The organism is Bacteroidales bacterium, assembly GCA_021648725.1.
Taxonomy (GTDB): Bacteria; Bacteroidota; Bacteroidia; order Bacteroidales; family JAADGE01; genus JAADGE01.
On sequence record JAKISF010000006.1, the window covers coordinates 85,093 to 108,801 of the forward strand.

The window sequence follows — 23,709 nt, forward strand, 5'->3', positions numbered from 1 at the left end:
ACGCATCAAAGTTACAAAAGGTTGGAAACAAATGTGTTTTTTAGGAAATAAAACTTATTTGTATAAAATTTATTATAAAGAAATAAGTAATTGAATATCTAAAACTTTCATGTAAAACATTTTGAATTATGAAATAAGATTTGTATTTTTGATAAGATTATAAGATTTTTTTAACTAAAACATTATAAGATGTTTAAACGTATTTTAATTTTATCATTTGCTGTTTTATTATGCAGTTCTGTTTATGGTCAGTTCTTGCATTTCGGTGTTAAAACATTTATTACTCCGAAAATTTATATGAAGTTTTTTGAATATGAAGCAACGGACTATGTTTACTATTTCTCAAATGAAAAAAACGAAACTATAAGGTTCAGCGGCTTGGAGGAATCAGAAGCAAATTCAAATAAACCGTATCCGGATATTTATATCAGATATGATGTAAGAAATCATTTATTTTTTCAAGCAGAATTATTCGGTACGTGGTTTACTAATGAGGCAAAATATCTTAACAGTGTTGATTTTCCTGAATATACACAAGTTTTTAACCCTGTTAACGAAAGAGAAAACTTAGGATATAACACCATAAAACTTCAATGGGGTTTTACGGGAAATTCATTATCAATAGGCTATATCTTTTCAAAAACAAAAGCATTACGTCCGTATATTTTTGCGGGAGGCACAGCTTTATATTTAATGAAACTGGAACAAGGTAAGTTTTATGATGATGAACGCCAGCTGAGAAATGATATTATTTTTTCAAATTTAAGCACTTTTAAAAAAACAACTTTATATGCACACGGCGGTTTCGGATTTAAGTACAAAGCACTGTCTTTTGATGTATATTACAGAAACACTATTGCGGATGCCGATATTTATGCAAATAACTATTTTGATTCAGAAGATATAAGCATCAGTAATCGACCTAATTATGATTATTTTGATTCTCTTAATATTTCAATAAGTTTAAATATATTGTCTTTTAACCTTTCAAAAAATCATTTAAAAGAATAAGTTTTTATGTCCTTAATTATATTTTAAATATCAAAAAAAAAAATCATGAAATTTAATAAATATATAAATTACATCTTTCTGCTTATTTCATTTCTGTTTTTATCATCTTGTTATGAGTATCCGGAATTGACAGATATTCAATACGAAGATTACCGAAGAGTTATAGGACCGGAAGGAGGTATAATTAATTTTTATCAAAATTATGAAAATGATTCGATTAAGAACGTTCTGGTAAAAATGGACTTTCCGAAAAATGCACTTGATTCTTTTGTAGTTTTTAATATGTATGAATTTTATGACGAAGCTGTTTTTGTAGATTTAGACTATATGGGAAGATTACAACAAACTAAATTTTTATATTTTGTCCCCTTTTACGAATCATACGGCTATATACAACATACAGAAACAGACAGTTTGATTGACCGACATTTAAGCATCGATTTTAACAGTCCGGTTACAATAAGCTATAACCTTAATTTTTATCAAGTTGATAATGATGCAAAATTATACAGAATAAAAATACCAAGAGTTACAGATACCCTTAATCAAAACGGAGACAATTATAATGAATGGGGACAATTAGATAATGTTTGGGTAAACTGGAATTTGCAGGGTTATCCTGACGGATACGACAATCTTGATTTAACATACTTAATAAACGGTCGTTGGACAAGTAATTATATTTGGGGTTCCGGACCGCTGAGCCTTGATAATTGGGAAGAATTTGCTCCCGATGCTTTTCAATATGATTCTGTCGGTAAAATTGTTTCATTTGACATTTATAATACCGACTATATGTATGTAATGGCTAAAGATTATCAATTTTAACTTATAATATTCAATTATGAATTTCCCAAAACTTATAATTCTGCCTTTCATTATTATTACATTAAATATTAACGCTCAACACTTAAGTGTTCAAACAGGTCATTCTTCTACAATCTTAGATTTAGAATACAGTCCCGACGGAAATATTCTTGCATCATCCGGAATGGATAATAAAGTGATTTTATGGGATTTAAGATCATACAGGCAAATGAATATTTTGAGCGGACACAACAGTCCGGTAAGTTGTATTGTATTTCACCCGAAAGAGCATATAATCGCAACTGCAAGTGATGACAAAACAGTAAAGCTATGGGAATATCCGTCAGGAAAATTATTAAAAACCTATGATTTTTTTACAAAAGAAGTTAAGTCTGTTGACTTTAAAGATGACGGAACAGAATTAGCTTGCGGCTCTGACTCAATATATATAATTAATTTAAAAAGAGACTCTTACTACACAATTAACAAAAAAGCAAAGAGATATTTCAGCACTGTTGCATACAGCGGCTTAAACAGATATTTAGCTTTCGGAGGAAAAAAAGAGCCTAAGGTTTACTTATACAGCTTTCAAAAATTTAAAATTGTAAAGAAAATAAAAACACATTCAAATGAAGTTCTGATAGATGATGATGCAAAATTTCTTTATTCGGCAGGAAATAACGGAAACATCAAAAGACTTACAATAACTACAAGAGCCGCACACAGAAAATTTAATATTACATCAGAAAGAACATGGTATTCATACTTTTCAATAGCAACATTTGATAAAGATTTATACGCAGCTAATAAAAACGGGCTTATATATGTCTATAACCGAAAAACAGGAAGGCTGAAAACTATTCTGAAAGGACACAACGGACAAGTTAAAGCTGTTACCGTCAGTCCCGGAGGCAAATATTTAGCAAGTGCCGGTGATGATAAACGAATAGTTATTTGGGATATTAAAAACAAAAAAATAGCAAAAACACTTGAAGGCGGTACAGGAAGTATAAATTCAATTTCATTTTCGGAGAACGGAAATAAAATGTTTATTGCTTATGATAATTCTGATTTCAGAATTTGGGATTTAGGAAAAAAAGGAGATATTCAATTCGGCTCATGTCCTTCTCCTAATTTTATAGAAAAAAAATCAAGGAAAAATTATTTTGTATCGAATACTACGCAATATCTGAATAACGGAAAATTATTAATAAAAGCTAAACTTAAAAAATCAGATAAAAAAACAGATAACTTCTTAGCTTCTAACGATAACCTGCTTATTTACAACAGTAAAACAAAAAGCAAACCAATTTTGCTTAAAAGCCCAAAAAATACAGATTATCAATCTGTATTAATTGCCGACAGTTCTAATATAATAATTTTCGATAACAGAAGTACACATTCACAAAAATATTCGTTGCTGAACCATGAAAAAATCAGAGAACGTGAACAAGTTTTTTCAACCAATGTTTATAAATATAATATTGGTAATATTACAAAAGATTCTAAAATAAAAATTTCTGCCAAAATAAGAAAAAACGGTTTTAAAATAAAAGGAGATATATATTTTAAAGCAATAAGTGAAGACGGGAACAGCTTATTGGTTCTCATAAAAGAAAGAAAAAACAAATCAAGATGCGAAATATATGATATTAATACCGGCGAAAATAAAGGAACAATTAATTTTAACAAACAATTTATGAGTGCAGGGTTCAGCTCCGGAAACAAATTCGTATATTTTACTGCAAAATCTGACAGTATTCTGTTTTACAAACAATCAAACTTAAAATTCATTTCAAAAATGAAAGGAACAACACCCGTAACATTTATGTTAGAAGACAGGTATTGTTCATATACTGATTTTGAAAAAAATCTGTATCTTACAGACATGATTCAATTTAAAGAAATCTATAAAGTTCCTTCCGATCATATTACAAGTATTTCTTCAATAAAATTTAACTCTGCATATAACTATATTGCAACATCCGGTTATGACGGAATTATAAATTTTTGGAATTTTGATGACGGCAAACATTTAGTTAGTTTGGCTGCATTTAATGAAGATGATTATATGTATGTTACAAAAGATAACTATTATTATTCAACCGTAGGTTCAATGGATTATATTAACTTTATGTTGAATAATAAGCTATATACTTTTGAACAATTTGACGTAAGATATAACAGACCCGACATAGTTTTGTCGAAGATGCCCTACTCTACTGATGCAGAAATAGTTGCATACAATAAAGCTTATAAAAAAAGATTAAAAAAAATGGGGTTCAATACAAATACTCAAGATACTGCTTTTAATATTCCGGAAGTAAGTATTGTTAATATTGACGAAATACCTATTGCTTCACTAAACGAAACATTAACATTGAAAATTAATGCAAAAGACAGCACATATAATTTAAACAGAATAAATATTTGGGTAAACGATGTCCCTGTTTTCGGAATTCACGGAAATGAAATATCTGACAAAAAAATATCTTACTTCACAAAAGATTATGAAATACAACTATCTCCCGGAAATAATAAAATTCAGGTATCTGCTACAAATAATCAAGGATATGAATCCTTAAAAGAAACATTCTATATAAATTATGAACAAGATGAGAAAATTCCCGATTTATATGTTATCTCAATAGGTGTGTCTGAATATGATGCTGATGAATATAATTTAGAATATGCGGCAAAAGATGCCGGAGACTTTGCAGCACTGTTTAAAAAAGAAAAAAAGAAATTTAATAAAATTTATATTACTGAAATTACAAACAAAGAAGCAACAAAAGAGAATATTTTAAAAGTAAAAGAAATTTTAAAAAACTCAGATATTAATGATGTAGTAATTGTTTTTTACGCTGGTCACGGTCTGTTAGACTGGGATATGGATTATTATGTTGCAACAACCGATATCGACTTTATTAATCCTTCCGAAAAAGGCTTAAAATATGATATGCTGGAAAGCTTGCTCAATAATATTCCGGCAAGAAAAAAAATGTTGCTGATTGATGCTTGCCACTCAGGTGAAATTGATAAAGACGAAGACACAGCTGAAGCAAATGTTGTAAATTCAAATGACACAGATGATTCTAAAAGAAGCTCCGAAGAATTAGGCGATAAAAAAATACTAAGCCAAAGTTCGTTTGAGCTTATGAAACACATGTTTGCAGATATCAGAAAAGGAACAGGTTCAACCATTATTTCTTCAGCAGGCGGTTCCGAATATGCTTATGAAAGTGATAAAACTAAAAACGGCATTTTTACTTATATTTTAGTAAGCGGAATAAGCTCAGGAAAAGCCGACTTAAATAAAGACGGAAAAATTATGGTTTCAGAATTAAGAGATTATTTAATGGAAAATGTCAGTAAAATGACCAAAGGGTATCAAAATCCTACATGCAGAAGACAAAATTTAGAATTTGATTTCAGAGTTTGGTAACTTTTTTATCAGTATTAGGGATGAACAATTCGCCGGCACTCGTTTAATTTCAATAAAAAAACATTTATATTTGTATTTTGTTAATTACTGTATAACACCATTATGATAATTAAAGAAACAAGCAACAGTCCTTTTGTAAATATTTCAGTTGATGATTGTATTTTCGAAATTAAAGGCAACTCATATTCTGATAGTTTGGGTGAAATATACAACAAAATAATAAAATGGATTGATGAAGAAATGCCTGAAATTAACTGTCCTATTGATTGCAAATTCAAATTTTATGTGTACAACAGCATTACATATAAGAGCATATTGCTTATAATCAACAAGTTCCACGAACTTAAAGAAAAAGGCAAACAAATTAATGTAATATGGTATTATGATAAAGAAGACGAAGATAATTTAGCAACCGGTAAAGACATTAGTGAATTATTTGATATTCCTGTCCAATTAATCGAAAATAAATAAATTTGGGTTAGTATTTTGTTAACCTTTTGCTTACCTTTTCCTTTATTTTATAATCATAAAAATATTAATATTGTAATTTAAAAAATAATGCTGTTAGAATAAATAAACAGAACTAACTAAAATGATGTATATTAAAGAAACAAAATCAACACCCTTTGTGCAACTTTCAATAGAAGACTGTATCTTTCAAATCAAAGGTTTATCTTTTTCAGATGAAACGGATAGTTTCTATCAACCGATAATGAATTGGATTGAAACAGAATTGCCTAAATTAAATTGTGAATTGAATTGTGAATTTAACTTCTCTGTTTTTAATAGTGTTACCTATAAATATGTACTAAATATGATGGCTAAATTTATGCATTTTAATAAAGAAGGTAAAAATATAAAAGTTACATGGTATTTTGACAAAGATGATGAAGATAACAAAGAAAGTGCAGAAGACATAACAGAATTATTTAATATCCCTTTTGAGCTAAAAGAAATTTCAAAGTAAATAAACACTAAGCATGAGTAAAATATTAATTAATTGGGACGAATATTATTCAGTAGGATACGACTTAATAGATGAGCAACATAAAAAATTAGTCGATATGATAAATGAACTATATTCTTCATTTATTTTAGGAGAAGCACAAGAAAAAGCTCAGGTTATTGTTGAAGAAATGATAAAATACACAGATTATCACTTTAAAACAGAAGAAAATTTCTTTGACGAATATAATTATCCGGAAACGCAAGAACACAAAAATATTCATGCATCATTTGTTAATAAAGCCGTTGAACTTAAAGAAGGTCTTGAAAGCGGGCAAATTACTGTTTCATACGATATCATGAACTTTTTAAGACAATGGTTAATAGACCACATATTAAAAGAAGATAAAAAATTCGCTAAGTTTTTCTCAGAAAAAGGAATTAAATTAGAACTGTAATAATTGTTAAACAACAGAATTATTATATTACACAATACATAAAAGATAAAAATATTTAAATATACATTATGGAAGAAAAAAAAGTATTAATAAGATGGAACTCGACCTATGAATTAGGTCATAAAGAAATTGATGAACAGCACATGAAATTAGTTGATATTATTAACGATTTTTATAATGCATTTGCAACAGCTCAAGCCCATGAAAAAATCGGAGGCATTATAGGTGAGCTTGTAAATTACACCGTATTTCATTTTACTGCAGAAGAAGAAATATTCAAAAACTCAACATATCCTGAAACAGAGCAACACATTAAAACGCACAAAGAATTTGTTGATAAATTAAAAAAATATCACCAAGAAGTTAAAGACGGAAATATGACAACTACTTATGATCTGATGACCTTCTTGCGAGATTGGTTGCTTGAGCATATAATGGGAACTGACAAAAATTATTTACCACACATTAAAACTCAATAACTATGTCAGAAAATCTTATTAATTGGAACGATTCATATTCTGTCGGAAACTCAGAAATGGATGAACAACATAAAAAACTGATAGAAATTATCAATAAACTGTTCAAATCATTCAAAGAAGGAAATGCACAAAGTATTTTATCCGACATTTTAACTGAAATGATTGATTATGCTAATTTTCATCTTAATTCAGAAGAAAAATTACTTTTTAAATACAATTACCCTGAAAAAGAAGACCATGAAGCTTTGCATCAAGAGTTCAGAAACAAAACAGATGAATTAAAATCAATTCTTCATAAAAAAGATGAAGGAACTCATTATAAACTTATTGAATATTTAAAAAATTGGTGGACAAATCACATTCTCGTCGAAGACATGAAGTACTCTGATTTTTTAGCAGGTAAATCATAATAATAATTAAATACTAACCTCTTAAAGATTAAATACTATGAAATTGTGTTTAATCTTTTCTTTTAAAAAAATATTATGAGTAAAATTCTTATTAAATGGGACAAATCATATTCTCTCGGAATTGATTTAATTGACAAACAACATAAAAAGTTAACAGACATAATCAACAAGCTGTTCAGTTCATTTTCAGAAGGAAAAGCAGAAGAACTTATTCCTACAGTAATTAATGAATTAACAGAATACACAATTTATCATTTTAAAACAGAGGAAGAACTTTTCGATAAATATAATTATCCCGGGAAAGAAAATCACGTTTCAGGGCATAACAGTTTCATCGAACAAGTTAATAATTGGAAAATAAAGTTAAAAAATAATGATGAAAATGTTCATTACGAATGCATCAGCTATCTCAAATCTTGGCTTATTGAGCATATTCAAGGTTCTGATGTTTCATACAGCAATTTTTTCAAAGAAAATAATATAAAGATATAAAAATTTCGTCTTTTTTAATACCATAAAAAATCAGACACTATTTAAAACATACAGATGACAGACAAAATAACATCTTTTTTTAAAAGTTCATTTTTTACCGAAGGTAATAATATTTATTATTTAGGAATAATTGTAGGAATACTTATATTGTTTTTTATAATTATCTCATTATTAGTAAATAAAAAGAAGAACAGGAAAATTAAAAAGGCACTCTTAATTGCTGAAAATGAAAAAACAGAAGCAGAAAATGCTAAAAAAAAGCTGGAAGAATCTACTGAACTAATTCGTTCACAAGCAGCTTTAGCAAATATTTTAAGAAATGTTACTGGAACAGAAAGAAGTTTAGAGCAGTTTCTGCAAGATGCCCTCGAAAAACTTTTATCATTACCTTGGTTAAGTGTTCTTTCAAAAGGTTCAATTTTTCTTAAAAATAATGAAGGAAATCTGGATATGATTGCAGAAAAAGGGCTCGGAGAAGTTGCCGAAAGATGTAAACTTATAAAACCCGGAGAATGCCTGTGCGGACTTGCATTATCAGAAAAGAAAATGCAATACTGCAATCACATTAATTCAGAACATACAATAACATTTAAAAATATGCAGGAACACGGGCATTATAACCTTCCCGTTATAATGAATGATGAAGTTCTCGGAGTTTTAAATATTTATACTGAACACAATCACAATAAAACAGATTTTGAAGTAAAATTCTTAGAAACAGTCTGTGATACTCTTGCTTCTGTAATAAACAGAAAAAAAACACAAGCCGAAATATTAAAAGCTAAAAATGAATTAGCTCTCCAAATGAAGGAACTTGAGGAGAAGAACAAGGCAATTAGAAAATACTCAGTTCAATTAGAACAGCAAAGAAGTGAACGAGAAAGCTTAAATCAAATGATTTTAGCCCAAAAGAAAAAAGTTGAAGAAAAAAATAAACAATCCGAAGAGTATGCAAAACAGCTTGAAAATCAGTCGAAAGAGCAAGAAAAACTTAATCAACAACTTTTTGCTCAAAAGTTAGAAGTTGAACAGCGAAATGTTGAAGCAAAGCTTTATGCCGAAAAATTAGAAAAGCAAGCAAAAGAGCAAGAGGCGCTTAATCAAAAGTTATTTGCTCAGAGCTTAGAGGTTGAACAAAGAAATTCAGAAACTCAACAATATGCCAAAGAACTTGAAGAAAAAGCAAAAGAACAAGAAGCATTAAATCAAAAATTATTTGCTCAAAAACTGGAAGTTGAACAAAGAAATTCAGAAATTCAACAATATGCCGAAAAGATTGAAAAAAGTAATAAAGAACAAGAAGCATTAAATCAAAAATTATTTGCCCAAAAATTAGAAGTTGAACAAAGAAATTCAGAAGCAAAACAATACGCAGAACAACTTGAAAAACAAACAAAAGAGCAAGAAGCACTAAATCAAAAATTATTCGCTCAAAAACTGGAAGTTGAGCAAAGAAACATAGAAGTTGAACAATATTTAAAACAAATTGAAGAGCAGAAGAAAGAACAAGATAAACTAAATCAAAAACTATTTGCCCAAACTTTAGAAGTTGATCAAAGGCGTATTGAAATTGAACGGTACTCAAAAGAAGTTGAAATTTTAAAAGAAAAATCGGAAAGTTCATTAAAACAATTAAGTGATTCTATTAACTATTCAAAATACATTCAAGACTCACTTTTTCCTACTGATGAAACTATGAATGAGTTAATTAGGGGAGAATTTTTCATATATTACAAACCGAAAGAAACAATCGGAGGCGATTTTTATTATGCAAATAAAATTAATGACTATTTAATATTAGGTGTTGCTGATTGCACAGGGCACGGTGTTCCCGGAGCATTAATTACAATGTTGGGTATTACTTTTTTAGATGATATTATTGACAGAAATACGGCAGAAAATACCGGTGAAGGTTTAATGGAATTAAGAGAAAGAATAAAACGAACATTTAAGTCATACGGGAAAAGTATAAAAAATAAAAACGGATTAGACATTGCATTATGTGCAATCAACCTAAAAACTAATGTTATGCAATTTTCAGGTGCTTTCAGTCCCATGTTTATTTTCCGAAATGAAGAGTTAATTGAATATAAAGCAACAAGAAACCCTATAGGTTATTATCCTGTTGAAAAAGAATTTGAAACAAAAGAAATTAAACTTCAAAAAGATGACGTAATCTATTTATTTTCTGACGGTTATCCCGACCAGCTCGGTGGTGAACACGAAAGGAAGTTTTCAAAAAGGCAATTTAAGGAGTTACTGTTTGAAATTCATAAATACCCGATGTCGAAACAAAAAATATTTGTTGAAAAAATAATGCAAAAATGGATGGGAAATCAACCGCAAGTTGATGATATAACTTTAATGGGAATCAAATGGGAAAATGATATTGAAAATTCGGATTTTATTGAAATCGGATAAAAAATAGTCTTATACAATACGATTAATAAGGTATTGTTCCCATTTATTTATTAGCTCTTTAAAGTTTTTCGGAAGTTCGGCTTCAAATATAACTCGCTCATTTGTTACGGGATGGTTAAATTCCAATGAAGCTGCATGAAGTGCTTGTGCCGGCATAATTTTAAAGCAATTCTGAACAAATTGCTTGTATTTTGTATAACGAGTCCCTCTTAAAATTTCTGCACCGCCGTATTCAACATCGCCGAAAATAGGATGACCTAAATATTTCATGTGTGCACGAATTTGATGCGTTCTGCCTGTTTCAAGAACACATTCTGTCAAACTTACATAACTTAAATCTTTTATAACTTTGTAATGTGTAACAGCATGTTTTCCGAATTCTCCGCCGGGAAATACATTCATTTTTTTTCTGTCCTTTAAACTTCTTCCGATATGCCCTGTTATTGTTCCTTCTTGCTGTTTCGGAGCTCCCCAAACCATTGCAATATATTTCTTTTCGGGAATACGATTATAAAACTGCTTTGAAATTTCGGATAAAGTTTGGTCATCTTTTGCAATAACCATAACACCGGATGTATTTTTGTCTAATCTGTGAACTAAGCCTGCTCTTATTTCTCCTGTTTTAAACATCGGCAAATCTTTTAAATAATACATTAGTGCATTAACCAATGTCCCCGACTCGTTACCGTATGCCGGATGCACAACCAAACCCACAGGTTTATTTATGATTAAAAAATATTCATCTTCAAATATTATTTCAATAGGAATATTTTCAGGAATAATTTCTATTTTTTCAGGTTTATAAAAAGTCATTAACTGAATAATATCTCCCGGCTTAACTTTATAATTTGACTTAACCTCAGTATCATTTACAATTAAATATCCTTGTTCCGCAGCTTTTTGAATCTTAGTTCTTGATATATTCTCAATTCTGTCAACTAAAAATTTATCAATCCTTAACGGTTTCTGACCTTTATCCGCAATAAATTTATAGAGTTCGTATTTTTTTTCCTTATTTTCTTCCATAATTTATTTGCTCAAATCAATATCAGATGAATACTGCCAAATTCCTTTATCAAAAAATAAGGCATCAAATGTTAAATCAGGTCCGTAATATTCATATTGCCCTTTAAGCTCTTGCTTTGAGGGAGATAAATGATCCCATACAATTCGTTTGTTTTTTTCGTCATAAGTTAATTGCATACTTACACGCTCTCCGTATTTGAAAATTAACCTCGGAATTAACTGTCCATTATAATTAATTATATTTTTTCCGAAAACAGGTATTTCATCATCCTCCAAATATAATGTTTCAATTATTTTTTTATTGATTAAATCATTATTGCCGTCCCATGCTAATAAAACATAATGTCTTTTCCGTTTATATTTCACAGTAATAATTTTATAATATAAAGCCCCGTACCAATTTTCAGAATAAATCTTTTTATTTTTTAAATCATCATCAGAAATATTGTTATCAATAATCTTTTCAACTGCATATTTTCCTCTGTTTACATTAAAGTACTTAATAAAACCGAAATATTGCATATCTTTATTTGATAATTGCATTGCCCATGTTAAAATATAAATATATCCGTCATCAGATTTAATAACAGACAGATTTTTTATATCTTTTAAATCTCTTATTAAATCTTTTTTTTCTTCTGCATAGTCTTGTAATTCATTTATAATTGATTCATTAACAGCTAATTTTACAGAATCACTTTTTGCAAAGAATAACTTATCAAATAATACCTCTATCTTTATTAACTCTTCATCTTTCTCTTGTGAGTAAGAATTAAAACATCCTGTAATTACAAAAAAAAGAGCTAAGTAAATCTTTAAATAAGTTCTCATTTTAAATTTATTTTTACTCATAACGAAATAAATTATACCTTTCGTGTGTTTTTCTAAATAACGCCTTGTAACAAAACCTACATATTAAGCGTTTTAACTTTGAAAATATGCAAATTTAAATAAAGTTTGTTAACAAATAGTTATTTGCAATACTTCTTAAATAAAAGTGGTTTCTTCATTTTACAAAAAATAGTTTTTTCATTAGAAGCAATTTTATAAATTTGGTGTTCTAAAAAAGTTAAAAAAATAAATTGAAAAAGATTATTATTATTATTAGTTTTCTGATTGTAACATTTTATTCATTTTCACAACTGAACAGAATTGTTGAAATTACAGGACAGGTTATTTCGGAGAAAGACAATTCTCCGATTCATTATGCTACTGTAATAAACCTAAAAAAAGGAAAAAGAACACCTTGTGATTCTCTCGGTTATTTTCATGTAACAATGCTTTCCGATGATATTTTGCGAATTAATGCTCTCGGTTTTGAAAAACAATACTTTTCACTGAACGATTCTGATATTAATTCTTCAAAAATATATATAATCAAATTAAAAGAAAGAACATATCATATTGCAAATGTCGATATTTATGAAGCAAGATGGAAAGATTTTGAATTTGAATTTTTGCATACAGAAATAGAAAAACAAGAAACAAAAGAAAGAATAGAAAAATGGTTTTACAGTTTAATTGACCCGAAAGAATTAGCTTTGCTGACAGCATCAACGGCAATAGGTATACCCATTAACTACAAAACAAAAAGCGACAAACAAAAAATAAAAGTTAAAGAGCTTGAACTTAAAGAAATAGAAAATAAGATTATTGAAAAAAAATATAACCCCGAATTAGTTTCGGAACTTACCGGCTTAAATAAATCCGAAACTATAAGGTTTATGCGTTTCTGCAACTTTAACAGAAAATTTCTTTTAGAAACAAACGAATATGATTTAATTGTTAAAATTAACCAACAGTTTGACAGATATTTTAAAATAAGGCATCGTTAAAAATATAAAACCAAAGCTTAAAGTTCAATATTCGCAAGCAACTTTTCCTGAAATAATTACAAAATACAGCAAATATCGTATTCTGTAAAGTTATTTAAAGCAATAACTTTACAAAAAATAACTGTATGAAAGTAACGAATATAATTTTTTTTCATATTTTTATACTTTTGATATAAATATTTAACTTAAAATACAACAAAGATGAAAAAAACAACACTTATTTTTTTATTTATACTCTCATTTGCAGCATTCTCATATAGCCAATCAACAGGTTGTGTTTATGGAGATTGTGATAACGGATACGGAAAATATGTTTGGGAAAACGGTGATGAATATATAGGTAATTGGATAAACGGAGAACAAGAAGGAAACGGAACTTTTTCATTTAGTTCCGGGAGTAAATACGTCGGAGAATTTAAAAAAAGCTCTCGCTGGGGAACAGGTACATACACTTGGGCAAGTGGTGAAAAACATACAGGTCAGTGGATGAATGATAATCAACACGGAGAAGGCTCTTACTATAATACAGCAGGAAATGTTACTGTCGGTGTTTGGAAAAACGGAAAATACGAAGGTACTATCGGAGAAGTAACCGGGTGTATTTTCGGAGATTGTGTTGACGGTTTCGGAACTTATGTGTGGACAAACGGTGAAAAATATACCGGTAGTTGGGTTAGTGATAAAAGAAAAGGGCAAGGAACAAATTATTTCTCAAATGGTGAAAGATATGAAGGCGAATGGGCAAATGATTTAAGAAACGGATACGGAACAAATTATTATGTTGACGGAACTACAAAGGCGGGTTTATGGGAAAACGACCGATATACCGGAACAGGTTCAAACAGCTACGGTTGTATTTCGGGAGATTGTAGTAACGGATATGGAATTTACACGTGGGAATCAGGCGAAAGATACGAAGGGTATTGGAAATATGATAATTCTGATAATATAGGAAAAAGATACGGATACGGTACGAATTATTTCTCAAACGGTTCAAAATATATCGGTAACTGGATATACGATAAAAAAGACGGATACGGAACTTATTATTATCATCCGGAATCTAAATACAAAAGTTATATCGGCGATTACGTAATGGGAAAAATGACCGGAAACGGAACTTTTGAATACAGAAGCGGGCAAAAATATGTCGGAGAATTAAAAGATAACTACTTCCACGGAGAAGGAACAATGTACTATGCTGACGGAACTTCTGAAACAGGAGTATGGGAATATGATAAACTGGTAAGAAAAAGTAATATAAGCAGAACAGGATGTATCTCCGGAAATTGCAACTCAGGATTCGGAACTTATGTTTTGGAAAGCGGAGATAAATACATAGGAACATTCAGTAACGGAACATACAGCGGCAGAGGAACATATACTTTTGCTACAGGTGAAACTTATGAAGGCGAGTTTGCAAAAGGAACATATCACGGACAAGGAACATTTACTTTTACAACAGGAAGAAAATATGTAGGAGGATGGGCAAACGGAGCATACAATGGCATAGGAACAATGTTTTATCCTGACGGAACAACTGAGTCCGGTTTATGGGAAAACAACAAATATAAAGGCTCAGGACAAAAAAACATTTCTGTTCCTGAAATATCATGGATAACACCCGAATATTCCTCAACTTCAACAGATCAAAAGAGCATTAACGCAAAAGTTTGTATTAAATCAAAAGGCGAACTTGAAAATGTACAGTTTTATGTTAACGGAAATATTAAAGTAAACAATGCAACAAGAGGCTATACAGTTGTTAATGCTAACTGCGACTATACAATCGAACGTAGCATACCATTAGAAGAAGGAACAAATACTATAACAGTTAAAGTAACAAATACAGCCGGTGAAGTTACTTCTGATGCAAGAATAATTAAAATGAAATCAAAAGTTGTTACAACTGACCAAAAACGTTTAGCATTGGTTATAGGAAACGGTGATTATACTATGTCGCCTCTTAAAAACCCTACAAATGATGCAAAAGTAATTGCTGAGGAACTTAGAAATTTAGGATTTGAGGTTATGAGTTACACAAACTTAAGCCAAAATGAAATGAAAACAAAAATAAGAGAATTCGGTAACAAGTTGGCATCTCAAAAAGGTGTAGGTTTATTTTATTATGCAGGTCACGGATTACAATTAAACGGTGAAAATTATATTGTACCAACAAGTGCAGTAATTAATAAAGAGCAAGATGTTGAACTTGAATCTGTTAACCTTAAAAGAGTTCTGGGTGAAATGGATTATGCAGGAAATGATTTAAATATTGTTATTCTTGATGCTTGCAGAAATAATCCGTTTGCAAGAAGTTTCAGGTCAGGAGGAGGTAACGGCTATGCTTCTGTTAATGCCCCGAAAGGAACTTATATTGCATTTGCAACTGCTCCGGGTTCAGTTGCTTCCGACGGAGCCGGCGATAACGGATTATATACGCAAGAACTCGTAAAAGCCCTAAGGCAACCCGGGTTAAAAATTGAAGACGTTTTCAAACAAGTTAGGGGCAGTGTTTATAAAATATCAAACGAACAACAATTAACTTGGGAAAATTCGTCAATTTTCGGAGATTTTTATTTTAAAAAATAAACCCATTATGTGAATCTTGTATATTGCTACAAATCACATTATTACCAACTTTGAGAGATGAAAATTGAAAACTATTATATTGAAATAATAGAAACATTAGCCGTTATTATCATATTATTTGTAGTAAAAACTTTAATATCTTTTTTATTGGCTAAGATTTTCAAAAAATTAAACCTTAAAAAACTCAGGTTTAAAACTATTAAAAAAAGTATTAATATATTATTGTTCCTGTTAACGACAATAATTATTTTTCTTATTTGGGGAATAGACCAAGGTGAGTTAGTTCTTTTCGTTTCTTCATTATTGACAATACTTGGTATTGCTTTGTTTGCACAATGGTCTATATTATCAAACATTACAGCAAGTGTAATCTTATTTGTAAACCATCCCGCCAGGATTGGCGACAAAATAGAAATCTTAGATAAAGAAGCCCCTTTAAAGGGAGAAATTATGGATATCGGGATCTTTTTTATAATTATTAAAACCGAGGACAATGAGAAAGTAACAATACCAACTTCTTTAATTTTGCAAAAAAGTATTAAAATATTATCACAGAAAGCATAAAATAATAATTCTTTTATGAAAAATACATTTAAAAACATTCACATGAAAAAAATATTTCTAAGTATAATCAGTATATTATTTCTTTTTAATTTAGGTGTTTCACAAGACTTCGGAACAGGTCTGAACTTTAATGATGCACAATACGAAACAGTAAAGAAAAAAGCAGTTCTTACAAGAAGTCTTTACTCAACACTTCCCGAATCATATTCATTAAAAAAATATACTCCCATACCTAAAAGTCAAGGACAATACGGAACATGTGTAGGTTGGTCAACAGCTTATGCCGGAATGACAATACTTGAGTCAATAAGTAAAAACAGAACAGACAAAGTATCATCAACATCAAATACTTTTTCACCAGGCTTTGTGTATAAACAAATAAAAACACCAACAGATACTTATTGTAAATTAGGCTCATCATTAAAAGATGCTTTAGACATTATGAAAACAAAAGGGGTATGTAAATATACCGATATGAGTGAAATAAATTGCCCCACATATATTTCTCCGACAGTATTTTCAAAAGCATCAGCTTATAAAATAACGGATTATGCAAAAATCTTCGGAATGTTTGATTCAAAAGACTTTAAAATCAAAGCAGTTAAAAAAAGTTTATCTGAAAATAATCCTGTTATTATCGGTATGAATACACCAAAATCATTCAATTCTGCAAAAGATGTTTGGAATCCGACCGAAAGCAGCAGTTTAACATACGGAGGTCATGCTATGTGTGTAATAGGATATGACGACAATAAAAGCGGCGGAGCTTTCGAAGTTATGAACAGTTGGGGAACAAAATGGGGAAATGAAGGTTATATCTGGATTCCGTATAACGATTTTCATGATTTTGTAAAATATGCCTATGAAATGATTAAATTCAAATCAATAAAAAAAGATGAAAGCTACAATTTTTCGGGAAGTGTTAAATTTGTTAAATCTGACGGAACAACAAGTGTTGCTACACATTCTGACGGAATATATAAAATAAACAAAGCTTACCGTTCCGGTACAAAATTCAGATTATACCTTTCTAACTCAGAACCTGCATTTGTTTACGCTTTCGGATTTGACGCAACAGGAAAAACATTTACTATCTTTCCGCATAAACCCGGAATCTCTCCCGCATTGAATTATGCCAACAATAGGGTAGCAATCCCTGATGAAGATCATTATATTCAAACAGATAATACAACAGGAAAAGATTATTTATGTGTTCTGTATTCTAAAAAAAGATTGAATATTGAAGATATTAAAAGGCAAATTGAACAAAAAACAGGTTCTTTTACCATCAGGTTAAATTCTGTTTTGCAAGACAAACTTGTTAATAAGGCAAATATATCATTTCATCAGGGAAATATATCATTTGATGTAAAAAACAGTAAAAAAAGCGTTGTTGCACTAATAACAGAAACTGAACACATTAAGTAAGCATAAAATAATCAATGATTTAACATAATTACAAAAAAGCTGTTTAAAGTACAAATGTTTTATTTTTAAAATAAATATTTGTACTTTTGTTAATTGAATATTTGATTATTAAGTCTTACAATGAATTTATCCCTTCAAGGAAAAAAAAACAATTTAGCTTTCAATTTATTTGAAAGTATGCAAGGAAGTACTATGGAGTACACCTACAGGGGAAGTTTTACAACAAAAATAACAGATACTATACTTTCTTTAACAGAATCTAACCTACAAAATGATAATGTAGAAAAAAAGATCAGAAAAAGAGTATTTTTTATTATTGTTGAAGGTTTACAAAACATTACAAGACACCAAAGTTCTGATGATTGTGATGAGCTTGTCGGATATCCGGGCTTATTTGTTGTGCAATATAAACTTGACGGATACTATATTACAACCGGTAACTTAATCAGAACTTCACATAAGAAAATAATTCAAAAACAAATAGATAAAATTAATCAACTTAACAAAGAAGAGCTGAAAAAATATTCACTGGAAATCTTAGATGAAGGAGAATTTTCAGACAAAGGCGGTGCAGGGCTGGGATTAATTGAAATAGCAAGAAAATCAGGAACAAAATTAATATATGAGTTTGAAAAAGTTAATGATGATTTCTCTTTTTTTTACATGCACACAAAAATTATAGATACGGGGATTGAATCAGATACAGAAGATAAAACTTCCATAAAACAAATTATTGAAAGACATAAAATACTTGAGGAACAAAACATACTTCTAAACTTTATTGGTGCATTTACACAAGAAACCTTGGTAAACTTGCTTTCGATAACTGAATATCAACTACAAGGAACCGTTATTTTAAAAATGAAAGTTTTTAACTTAATGGTTGAAATTCTCCAAAACATTGTTAACCATGCAGACGAATATGTATTAAACGGTGTTAAAGGAAAACATGCAATTTTCTATATAAGAGAAACAGATGATAAGTTAGTTTTTACTTCAGGAAACTATATCCTTAACTCTAAGATAGAGGAATTCAATAAACGATTATATCGTGTAAATAACTCAACAGAAGAACAACTTTCAGAAGCTTATAATGAAACATTACTTAATTTTGATAATGAATCAGATGAAAACCCCGGACTAGGCTTGCTTGATATTAAAATGAAAAGCAAAACTCCGTTCATATTTGATTTTTACGAAATTGACAAAACATTTTCATTTTTCACATTAAAAATTCACATAAACAAAATGAAAGACGGATTGGAACAATACATTATTCAAGAAGAAGACGATACTCCTGAAATGTTTCTTGACCCTAAAGACGGAACAATCAGGTTTAAAGGAAAATCAATACCCGAAAATGCAGTAAGTTTCTACAAACCTGTTATAGACTGGTTAAATATTTATAAAGACAAACCTGCAAACCATACTAAAGTATCATTTGAGTTTGACTATTACAATACAGCTACTGACAGGCAGTTAGTTAAAATACTTTTAATATTGGAAGAGATTTCAAAAAATAACAAAGTTAATGTACTGTGGTATTACAATACAGGTGATATTTCCATGCTTAATGACGGTAAAAAATTTAAAGAACTTATTGACTTAGATGTTGAAATTATTGAACTTGTTGATGAAGATTTTGATGAAGAATAATTAAGTCTTTTACTAACTTAACAGTTGTCAACATGCATAGATATTTCACTGATTTTAAAGTTGAAATAGCTGATGTTCAATTTAAATTCAAAGAATTTACATACCCAAAAACAGCAGTTATTAAATTCTTTTCTTCGGAAAATAAATTAATTTCAGAAGAAAAGTTAGGTTATGCCGATATTGATTTTATTAAATCATATATTGAAAAAAACAGCGAATTACGTTTGGACTACTGTTTTGTAGAAAATTACAATTTAGATTTTCTTAAATCACAAATTCACGGACAAAAAATAATACTGTCAAATTTCTCAGCATCAAATACTTTTTTTAACAGCCCCGGCTCAGATATCGATTTTTCAGGTATCCTTTTTGAAAGCAAAAATGTTGATTTTAACAATACGTGTTTTAACTGTAAAAACTTAAATTTCTCCGAATCTAGTTTTTTTGCCGAAACTGTTGATTTCAGTAATACAGCCTTTAAATGTGAAACTGTTAACTTTTCCAAAACATCTTTTTCCGAAGGAGACGTAAGCTTTAAAAATGCCTTATTTTCCGAAGGAATAAAAGATTTCAGACGAATTGAATTTCAAAACGGAAAAGTGATTTTTATTAATGTCGATTTTAATGACGGTGACGTTATGTTCACGGATACAAGTTTTAATTCGGGAGCAAACTCTTTTAAAGTTGCACAATTCGGAAAAGGAAGAGTTGATTTTACAAGTGTAAAATTCGGAAAAGATGAAACATCGTTTGACAAAACAATATTCGGAAACGGAGATGTTTCTTTCAGATCAGCTGATTTTCAAAACGGGAAAGTCAGTTTTACAAGTGCAGAATTCGGAAAAGGAAAAAAATCTTTTATCAATACCAATTTCGGAGATGCAAATATTTACTTTAAAAATGCAAATTTCGGAGACGGAACAACATCTTTCAGATTAGCAGTTTTCGGACACGGTATAGTTGACTTCCATTTTTGTGAATTCGGAAACGGAACAATTCAATTTGACAGAACAAAATTTATTAACGGCGGAATCAACTTAAAAGCAGCAAATTTCGGAGACGGAAAAGTCAGCTTTTATAAAACTTATTTCGGAGACGGTGATATTAATTTTGAAGGCTGCACATTATCAGGTGAATTACTTATTAAAGATTCCGTATTCGGAAAAGGCGAATTTAACTTCAAAGAAGCAAACTTTGCCGATGCTGATGTCGAAATTATTAATGTTGATTTCGGAATCGGTAAAATTTCATTTAATAAATCAACTTTCAGAACTTTATCACTCAGAGGCTCCCAGTTAGATAACTATTTTGACCTGCAAATATCAAAATGTGAAATGCTTGACCTTTCTCATACCGTAGTAAAAGATATTGTCGATATTAATCCTCCTGACTTTGACCCTGAAATTAAAGCAATAGATTTTTCGGGAATGAGATTACTCGGAAGAATATACATTGATTGGAGAAGAACAAATTTAAAAGAACTTATTTATAATCAAGAAACAACATATAAAAGTAAAGAAGAACAATTCAGAATACTCAAAGAAAATTACAATCTGACCGGACAATATTCATACGAAGATGAAGCCTATGTAGAATTTAAAAGAACAGAAGCAATAACCCATTTAAAGGAAGACATAAGAAACAAACCGGCTTTAAAATTTGTTGCGTATATTAAATTTGCATTTAAATGGTTGATTTTTGATAAAATGGGCAAATTTGCAACTGATCCCTTACGAGTTTTACTTACTATGTTTATAACCTATCTTCTGTTCACATTTCTTTATGTTTTACTTGGCGAATTTGGTGATATTCATATAGTTTCATCACTTTTTGACCCCGGAGATCCGAGAACATTAACACCGTTGGGCAAAGCATTTTACCATAGTGCAATCACTTTTCTTACAATAGGTTACGGAGATTATTATCCTGACGGAATTGCTCGTTGGTTATCTTCAATAGAAGGCTTTGTCGGATTATTTTTAATGTCTTATTTTACAGTTGCATTTGTTCGTAAAATATTAAGATAGTTTTTTAAATTCTTTAATTTAAATATAAATGAATTCAGAAAGCAAATATTACAACAGAGAGCTCAGTTGGCTGTCATTTAATCAATTAGTTCTAGAGCAAATTCAAGACAGATCTTTGCCCATTTTTGAGCGTATTAAGTTTTTAGCCATTTATTCTTCAAATTTAGATGAATTTTACAGAGTAAGAGTTGCATACCACAGAAGTTTAACAGATTTATCTTCAAAAAACAGAAAAGCGTTAGATTATAATCCTGAAAAAGTATTAGAAAGCATAAAAAAAGAAGTATTTAAACAACAAGTTCAATACGAAAAAGAATTTTATACTCAAATAATACCTGAACTTGAAAAAATAGGAATAACTATATTTGATAATCAGGAACTTGAAGAAATTCACGAAGAATTTATTAAAGAATATTTTTCAAAAGAATTATTTCCGGAAATTCAACCGGTCTTGCTGTCTAGTTCCGGAGCTGTAATGTCTTTTTTAAAAGATAATGTAATCTATCTTGCAATAAAGATGATGCGAAAAAACAGACCTGAACATAAAAGACCGAGATATGCCGTTATTCAAGTTCCCTCAGGAACTTTAGGTCGCTTTATTCAACTTCCTAAATATAAAGGTAATTATTTTTTTATTTTTTTGGAAGATATGATTCGCCAACATCTCACTTCTATTTTTCCGGGTTATGAAATTTTATCTTCCTACAGTATTAAACTGTCAAGAAATGCAGATTTAATGATCGAAGATGAATTCTCAGGAAATTTATTAGGCAAACTTCGCAAAAGTTTAAAACAAAGAAAAACAGGATTTCCCGCCAGATTCTCTTTCGACCGAGCAATACCTGAAAGTTTACTGGATGTTTTAAAATTAGCTTTTAATTTAACGGAAAAAGATTTTGTTCCCGTAGGTAAATATTTGAATTTCAGTGATTTTTTCACTTTCAGTAATCCGTTATCGCCAAAATATGAATTAGATTCATTAAAATCGCTAAAACACCCTGTTCTTGAGAAATATGATTCAATACTTGATGCTGTTGATGAAAATGATCTTTTGCTTCATTTTCCCTACCATACTTACGATTATGTTTTAAGATTCTTCAGCGAAGCAGCTGTTGATCCTGACGTAATTGAAATTAAAACTACCCAGTATCGGGTTGCAACAAATTCAGCAATCGTTAATGCATTAATTGCTGCCGCCGGTAACGGTAAAGATGTAACAGTATTCGTTGAAGTTAAAGCTCGGTTTGATGAAGAAACAAACTTCAAATTTGCAGACAGAATGAAAGCTGCAGGAATAAATGTAATTGCAGGAATTCCCGGATTAAAAGTTCATGTAAAAGCTGCATTAGTAATAAGAAAACAATCAAAAAAGAAAAATAACAACAGAGCATACGCATTTTTAAGTACCGGAAACTTTAATGAAAAAACAGCAACACAATACTCCGACGAAGGCTATTTTACTTCTGACAAAGCAATTATTAAAGATTTGAGAAAACTTTTCCTTTATTTAGAAACTCCTCTTGATAATTTTAATTTCAAAAAAATACTTGTCCCCAGATTTAATATGCTTGAAGCGTTTAAAGAGAAAATTAACAGGGAAATTAAGAACTCAAAAGAAGGAAAAAAAGCATATCTAATATTTAAAATGAATGGCTTAGGAGATAAGGAAATTATTGATATGCTTTACGATGCTTCATCTGAAAATGTCAATATAGATTTAATTGTCAGGGGAATATGCAAATTAAGACCGGGTATGCCTTACAGTAAAAACATTAAAATAACAAGAATAGTTGACCGTTTTCTTGAACATTCCAGAATATATGCTTTTTATAACAGCGGAAATTGGGAAGTATACATTTCATCATCAGATTTGCTTACCAGAAATTTAAGAAGACGTGTTGAAGCTCTTATTCCTGTATGTAATAAAGAATTAATAAATGAAATTATTGAGCTGTTACAAATTCAGTTAAAAGATAATACAAAAGCAAAATTTTTAGACAATCAAATAAATAATATAAATAAAAAAATAAAGAAAAACAGCCCGTTGTACAGAGCTCAGATAGATACATATCTTTATTTGCAAAAAAAGACTTTAATGACAACTTAAATGAGT

Annotated in this window: 19 protein-coding genes; 17 read left to right on the forward strand and 2 right to left on the reverse strand. The window is 29.7% G+C overall.

All coding sequences use genetic code 11. The features are described 5' to 3' along the window. Positions 1-189 precede the first annotated feature (189 nt). From L3J35_03875 to L3J35_03920, 10 genes are all read left to right on the forward strand, one after another. Positions 190-1,011, forward strand: coding sequence for a hypothetical protein (locus tag L3J35_03875; protein MCF6365320.1), 822 nt, complete (start codon positions 190-192; stop codon positions 1,009-1,011). A gap of 45 nt (positions 1,012-1,056) precedes the next feature. Then, positions 1,057-1,839, forward strand: coding sequence for a hypothetical protein (locus L3J35_03880; GenBank protein MCF6365321.1), 783 nt, complete (start codon positions 1,057-1,059; stop codon positions 1,837-1,839). Between the two features lie 16 nt (positions 1,840-1,855). Then, entirely contained in the window at positions 1,856-5,263 is a 3,408-nt protein-coding gene (locus tag L3J35_03885) for a caspase family protein (GenBank protein MCF6365322.1), read from the forward strand. Positions 5,264-5,365: 102 nt separating this feature from the next. Continuing rightward, positions 5,366-5,734 (forward strand): DUF1987 domain-containing protein, encoded by a 369-nt coding sequence (locus L3J35_03890; GenBank protein ID MCF6365323.1) that lies wholly within the window; start codon positions 5,366-5,368, stop codon positions 5,732-5,734. A 121-nt stretch (positions 5,735-5,855) separates the two neighbouring features. Further along, complete coding sequence (locus L3J35_03895) at positions 5,856-6,230, forward strand: DUF1987 domain-containing protein (protein MCF6365324.1); 375 nt, start codon at positions 5,856-5,858, stop codon at positions 6,228-6,230. A 13-nt stretch (positions 6,231-6,243) separates the two neighbouring features. Then, complete coding sequence (locus L3J35_03900; protein ID MCF6365325.1) at positions 6,244-6,666, forward strand: bacteriohemerythrin; 423 nt, start codon at positions 6,244-6,246, stop codon at positions 6,664-6,666. Between the two features lie 68 nt (positions 6,667-6,734). Beyond that, the gene (locus tag L3J35_03905; GenBank protein ID MCF6365326.1) at positions 6,735-7,145 is read left to right on the forward strand and encodes a bacteriohemerythrin; all 411 of its coding nucleotides are present in this window, start codon (positions 6,735-6,737) and stop codon (positions 7,143-7,145) included. Positions 7,146-7,147: 2 nt separating this feature from the next. Next, positions 7,148-7,555 carry a bacteriohemerythrin gene (locus L3J35_03910; GenBank protein ID MCF6365327.1) on the forward strand — a complete coding sequence of 136 codons (408 nt, stop codon included), beginning with the start codon at positions 7,148-7,150 and terminating at the stop codon, positions 7,553-7,555. A 75-nt stretch (positions 7,556-7,630) separates the two neighbouring features. After that, complete coding sequence (locus L3J35_03915; GenBank protein ID MCF6365328.1) at positions 7,631-8,047, forward strand: bacteriohemerythrin; 417 nt, start codon at positions 7,631-7,633, stop codon at positions 8,045-8,047. Positions 8,048-8,101: 54 nt separating this feature from the next. Further along, positions 8,102-10,468: a SpoIIE family protein phosphatase gene (locus L3J35_03920; protein MCF6365329.1), complete on the forward strand. Its 2,367-nt coding sequence runs from the start codon at positions 8,102-8,104 to the stop codon at positions 10,466-10,468. 9 nt (positions 10,469-10,477) lie between these two features. On the opposite strand, the gene L3J35_03925 is transcribed toward L3J35_03920, so the two are convergent. Together L3J35_03925 and L3J35_03930 are read right to left on the reverse strand one after the other, a co-directional pair. Then, complete coding sequence (locus L3J35_03925; protein MCF6365330.1) at positions 10,478-11,494, reverse strand: RluA family pseudouridine synthase; 1,017 nt, start codon at positions 11,492-11,494, stop codon at positions 10,478-10,480. Positions 11,495-11,497: 3 nt separating this feature from the next. Then, positions 11,498-12,325, reverse strand: a complete 828-nt coding sequence (locus L3J35_03930; GenBank protein ID MCF6365331.1) for a hypothetical protein — start codon at positions 12,323-12,325, stop codon at positions 11,498-11,500. A 251-nt stretch (positions 12,326-12,576) separates the two neighbouring features. On the opposite strand from L3J35_03930, the gene L3J35_03935 reads away from it, so the two are divergent. From L3J35_03935 to ppk1, 7 genes are all read left to right on the forward strand, one after another. Further along, positions 12,577-13,329, forward strand: a complete 753-nt coding sequence (locus L3J35_03935) for a carboxypeptidase-like regulatory domain-containing protein (protein ID MCF6365332.1) — start codon at positions 12,577-12,579, stop codon at positions 13,327-13,329. 201 nt (positions 13,330-13,530) lie between these two features. Further along, positions 13,531-15,921: a caspase family protein gene (locus tag L3J35_03940; GenBank protein MCF6365333.1), complete on the forward strand. Its 2,391-nt coding sequence runs from the start codon at positions 13,531-13,533 to the stop codon at positions 15,919-15,921. Between the two features lie 57 nt (positions 15,922-15,978). Then, positions 15,979-16,485, forward strand: coding sequence for a mechanosensitive ion channel family protein (locus L3J35_03945; protein ID MCF6365334.1), 507 nt, complete (start codon positions 15,979-15,981; stop codon positions 16,483-16,485). A gap of 42 nt (positions 16,486-16,527) precedes the next feature. Continuing rightward, positions 16,528-17,913, forward strand: a complete 1,386-nt coding sequence (locus tag L3J35_03950) for a DUF4384 domain-containing protein (protein ID MCF6365335.1) — start codon at positions 16,528-16,530, stop codon at positions 17,911-17,913. 120 nt (positions 17,914-18,033) lie between these two features. Further along, positions 18,034-19,569 carry a DUF1987 domain-containing protein gene (locus L3J35_03955; protein MCF6365336.1) on the forward strand — a complete coding sequence of 512 codons (1,536 nt, stop codon included), beginning with the start codon at positions 18,034-18,036 and terminating at the stop codon, positions 19,567-19,569. A gap of 32 nt (positions 19,570-19,601) precedes the next feature. Beyond that, on the forward strand, positions 19,602-21,596 hold the full coding sequence (locus L3J35_03960) for a potassium channel family protein (GenBank protein MCF6365337.1): 1,995 nt from the start codon (positions 19,602-19,604) through the stop codon (positions 21,594-21,596). A gap of 28 nt (positions 21,597-21,624) precedes the next feature. Further along, entirely contained in the window at positions 21,625-23,703 is a 2,079-nt protein-coding gene (ppk1, locus tag L3J35_03965; GenBank protein MCF6365338.1) for a polyphosphate kinase 1, read from the forward strand. Positions 23,704-23,709 lie beyond the last annotated feature (6 nt).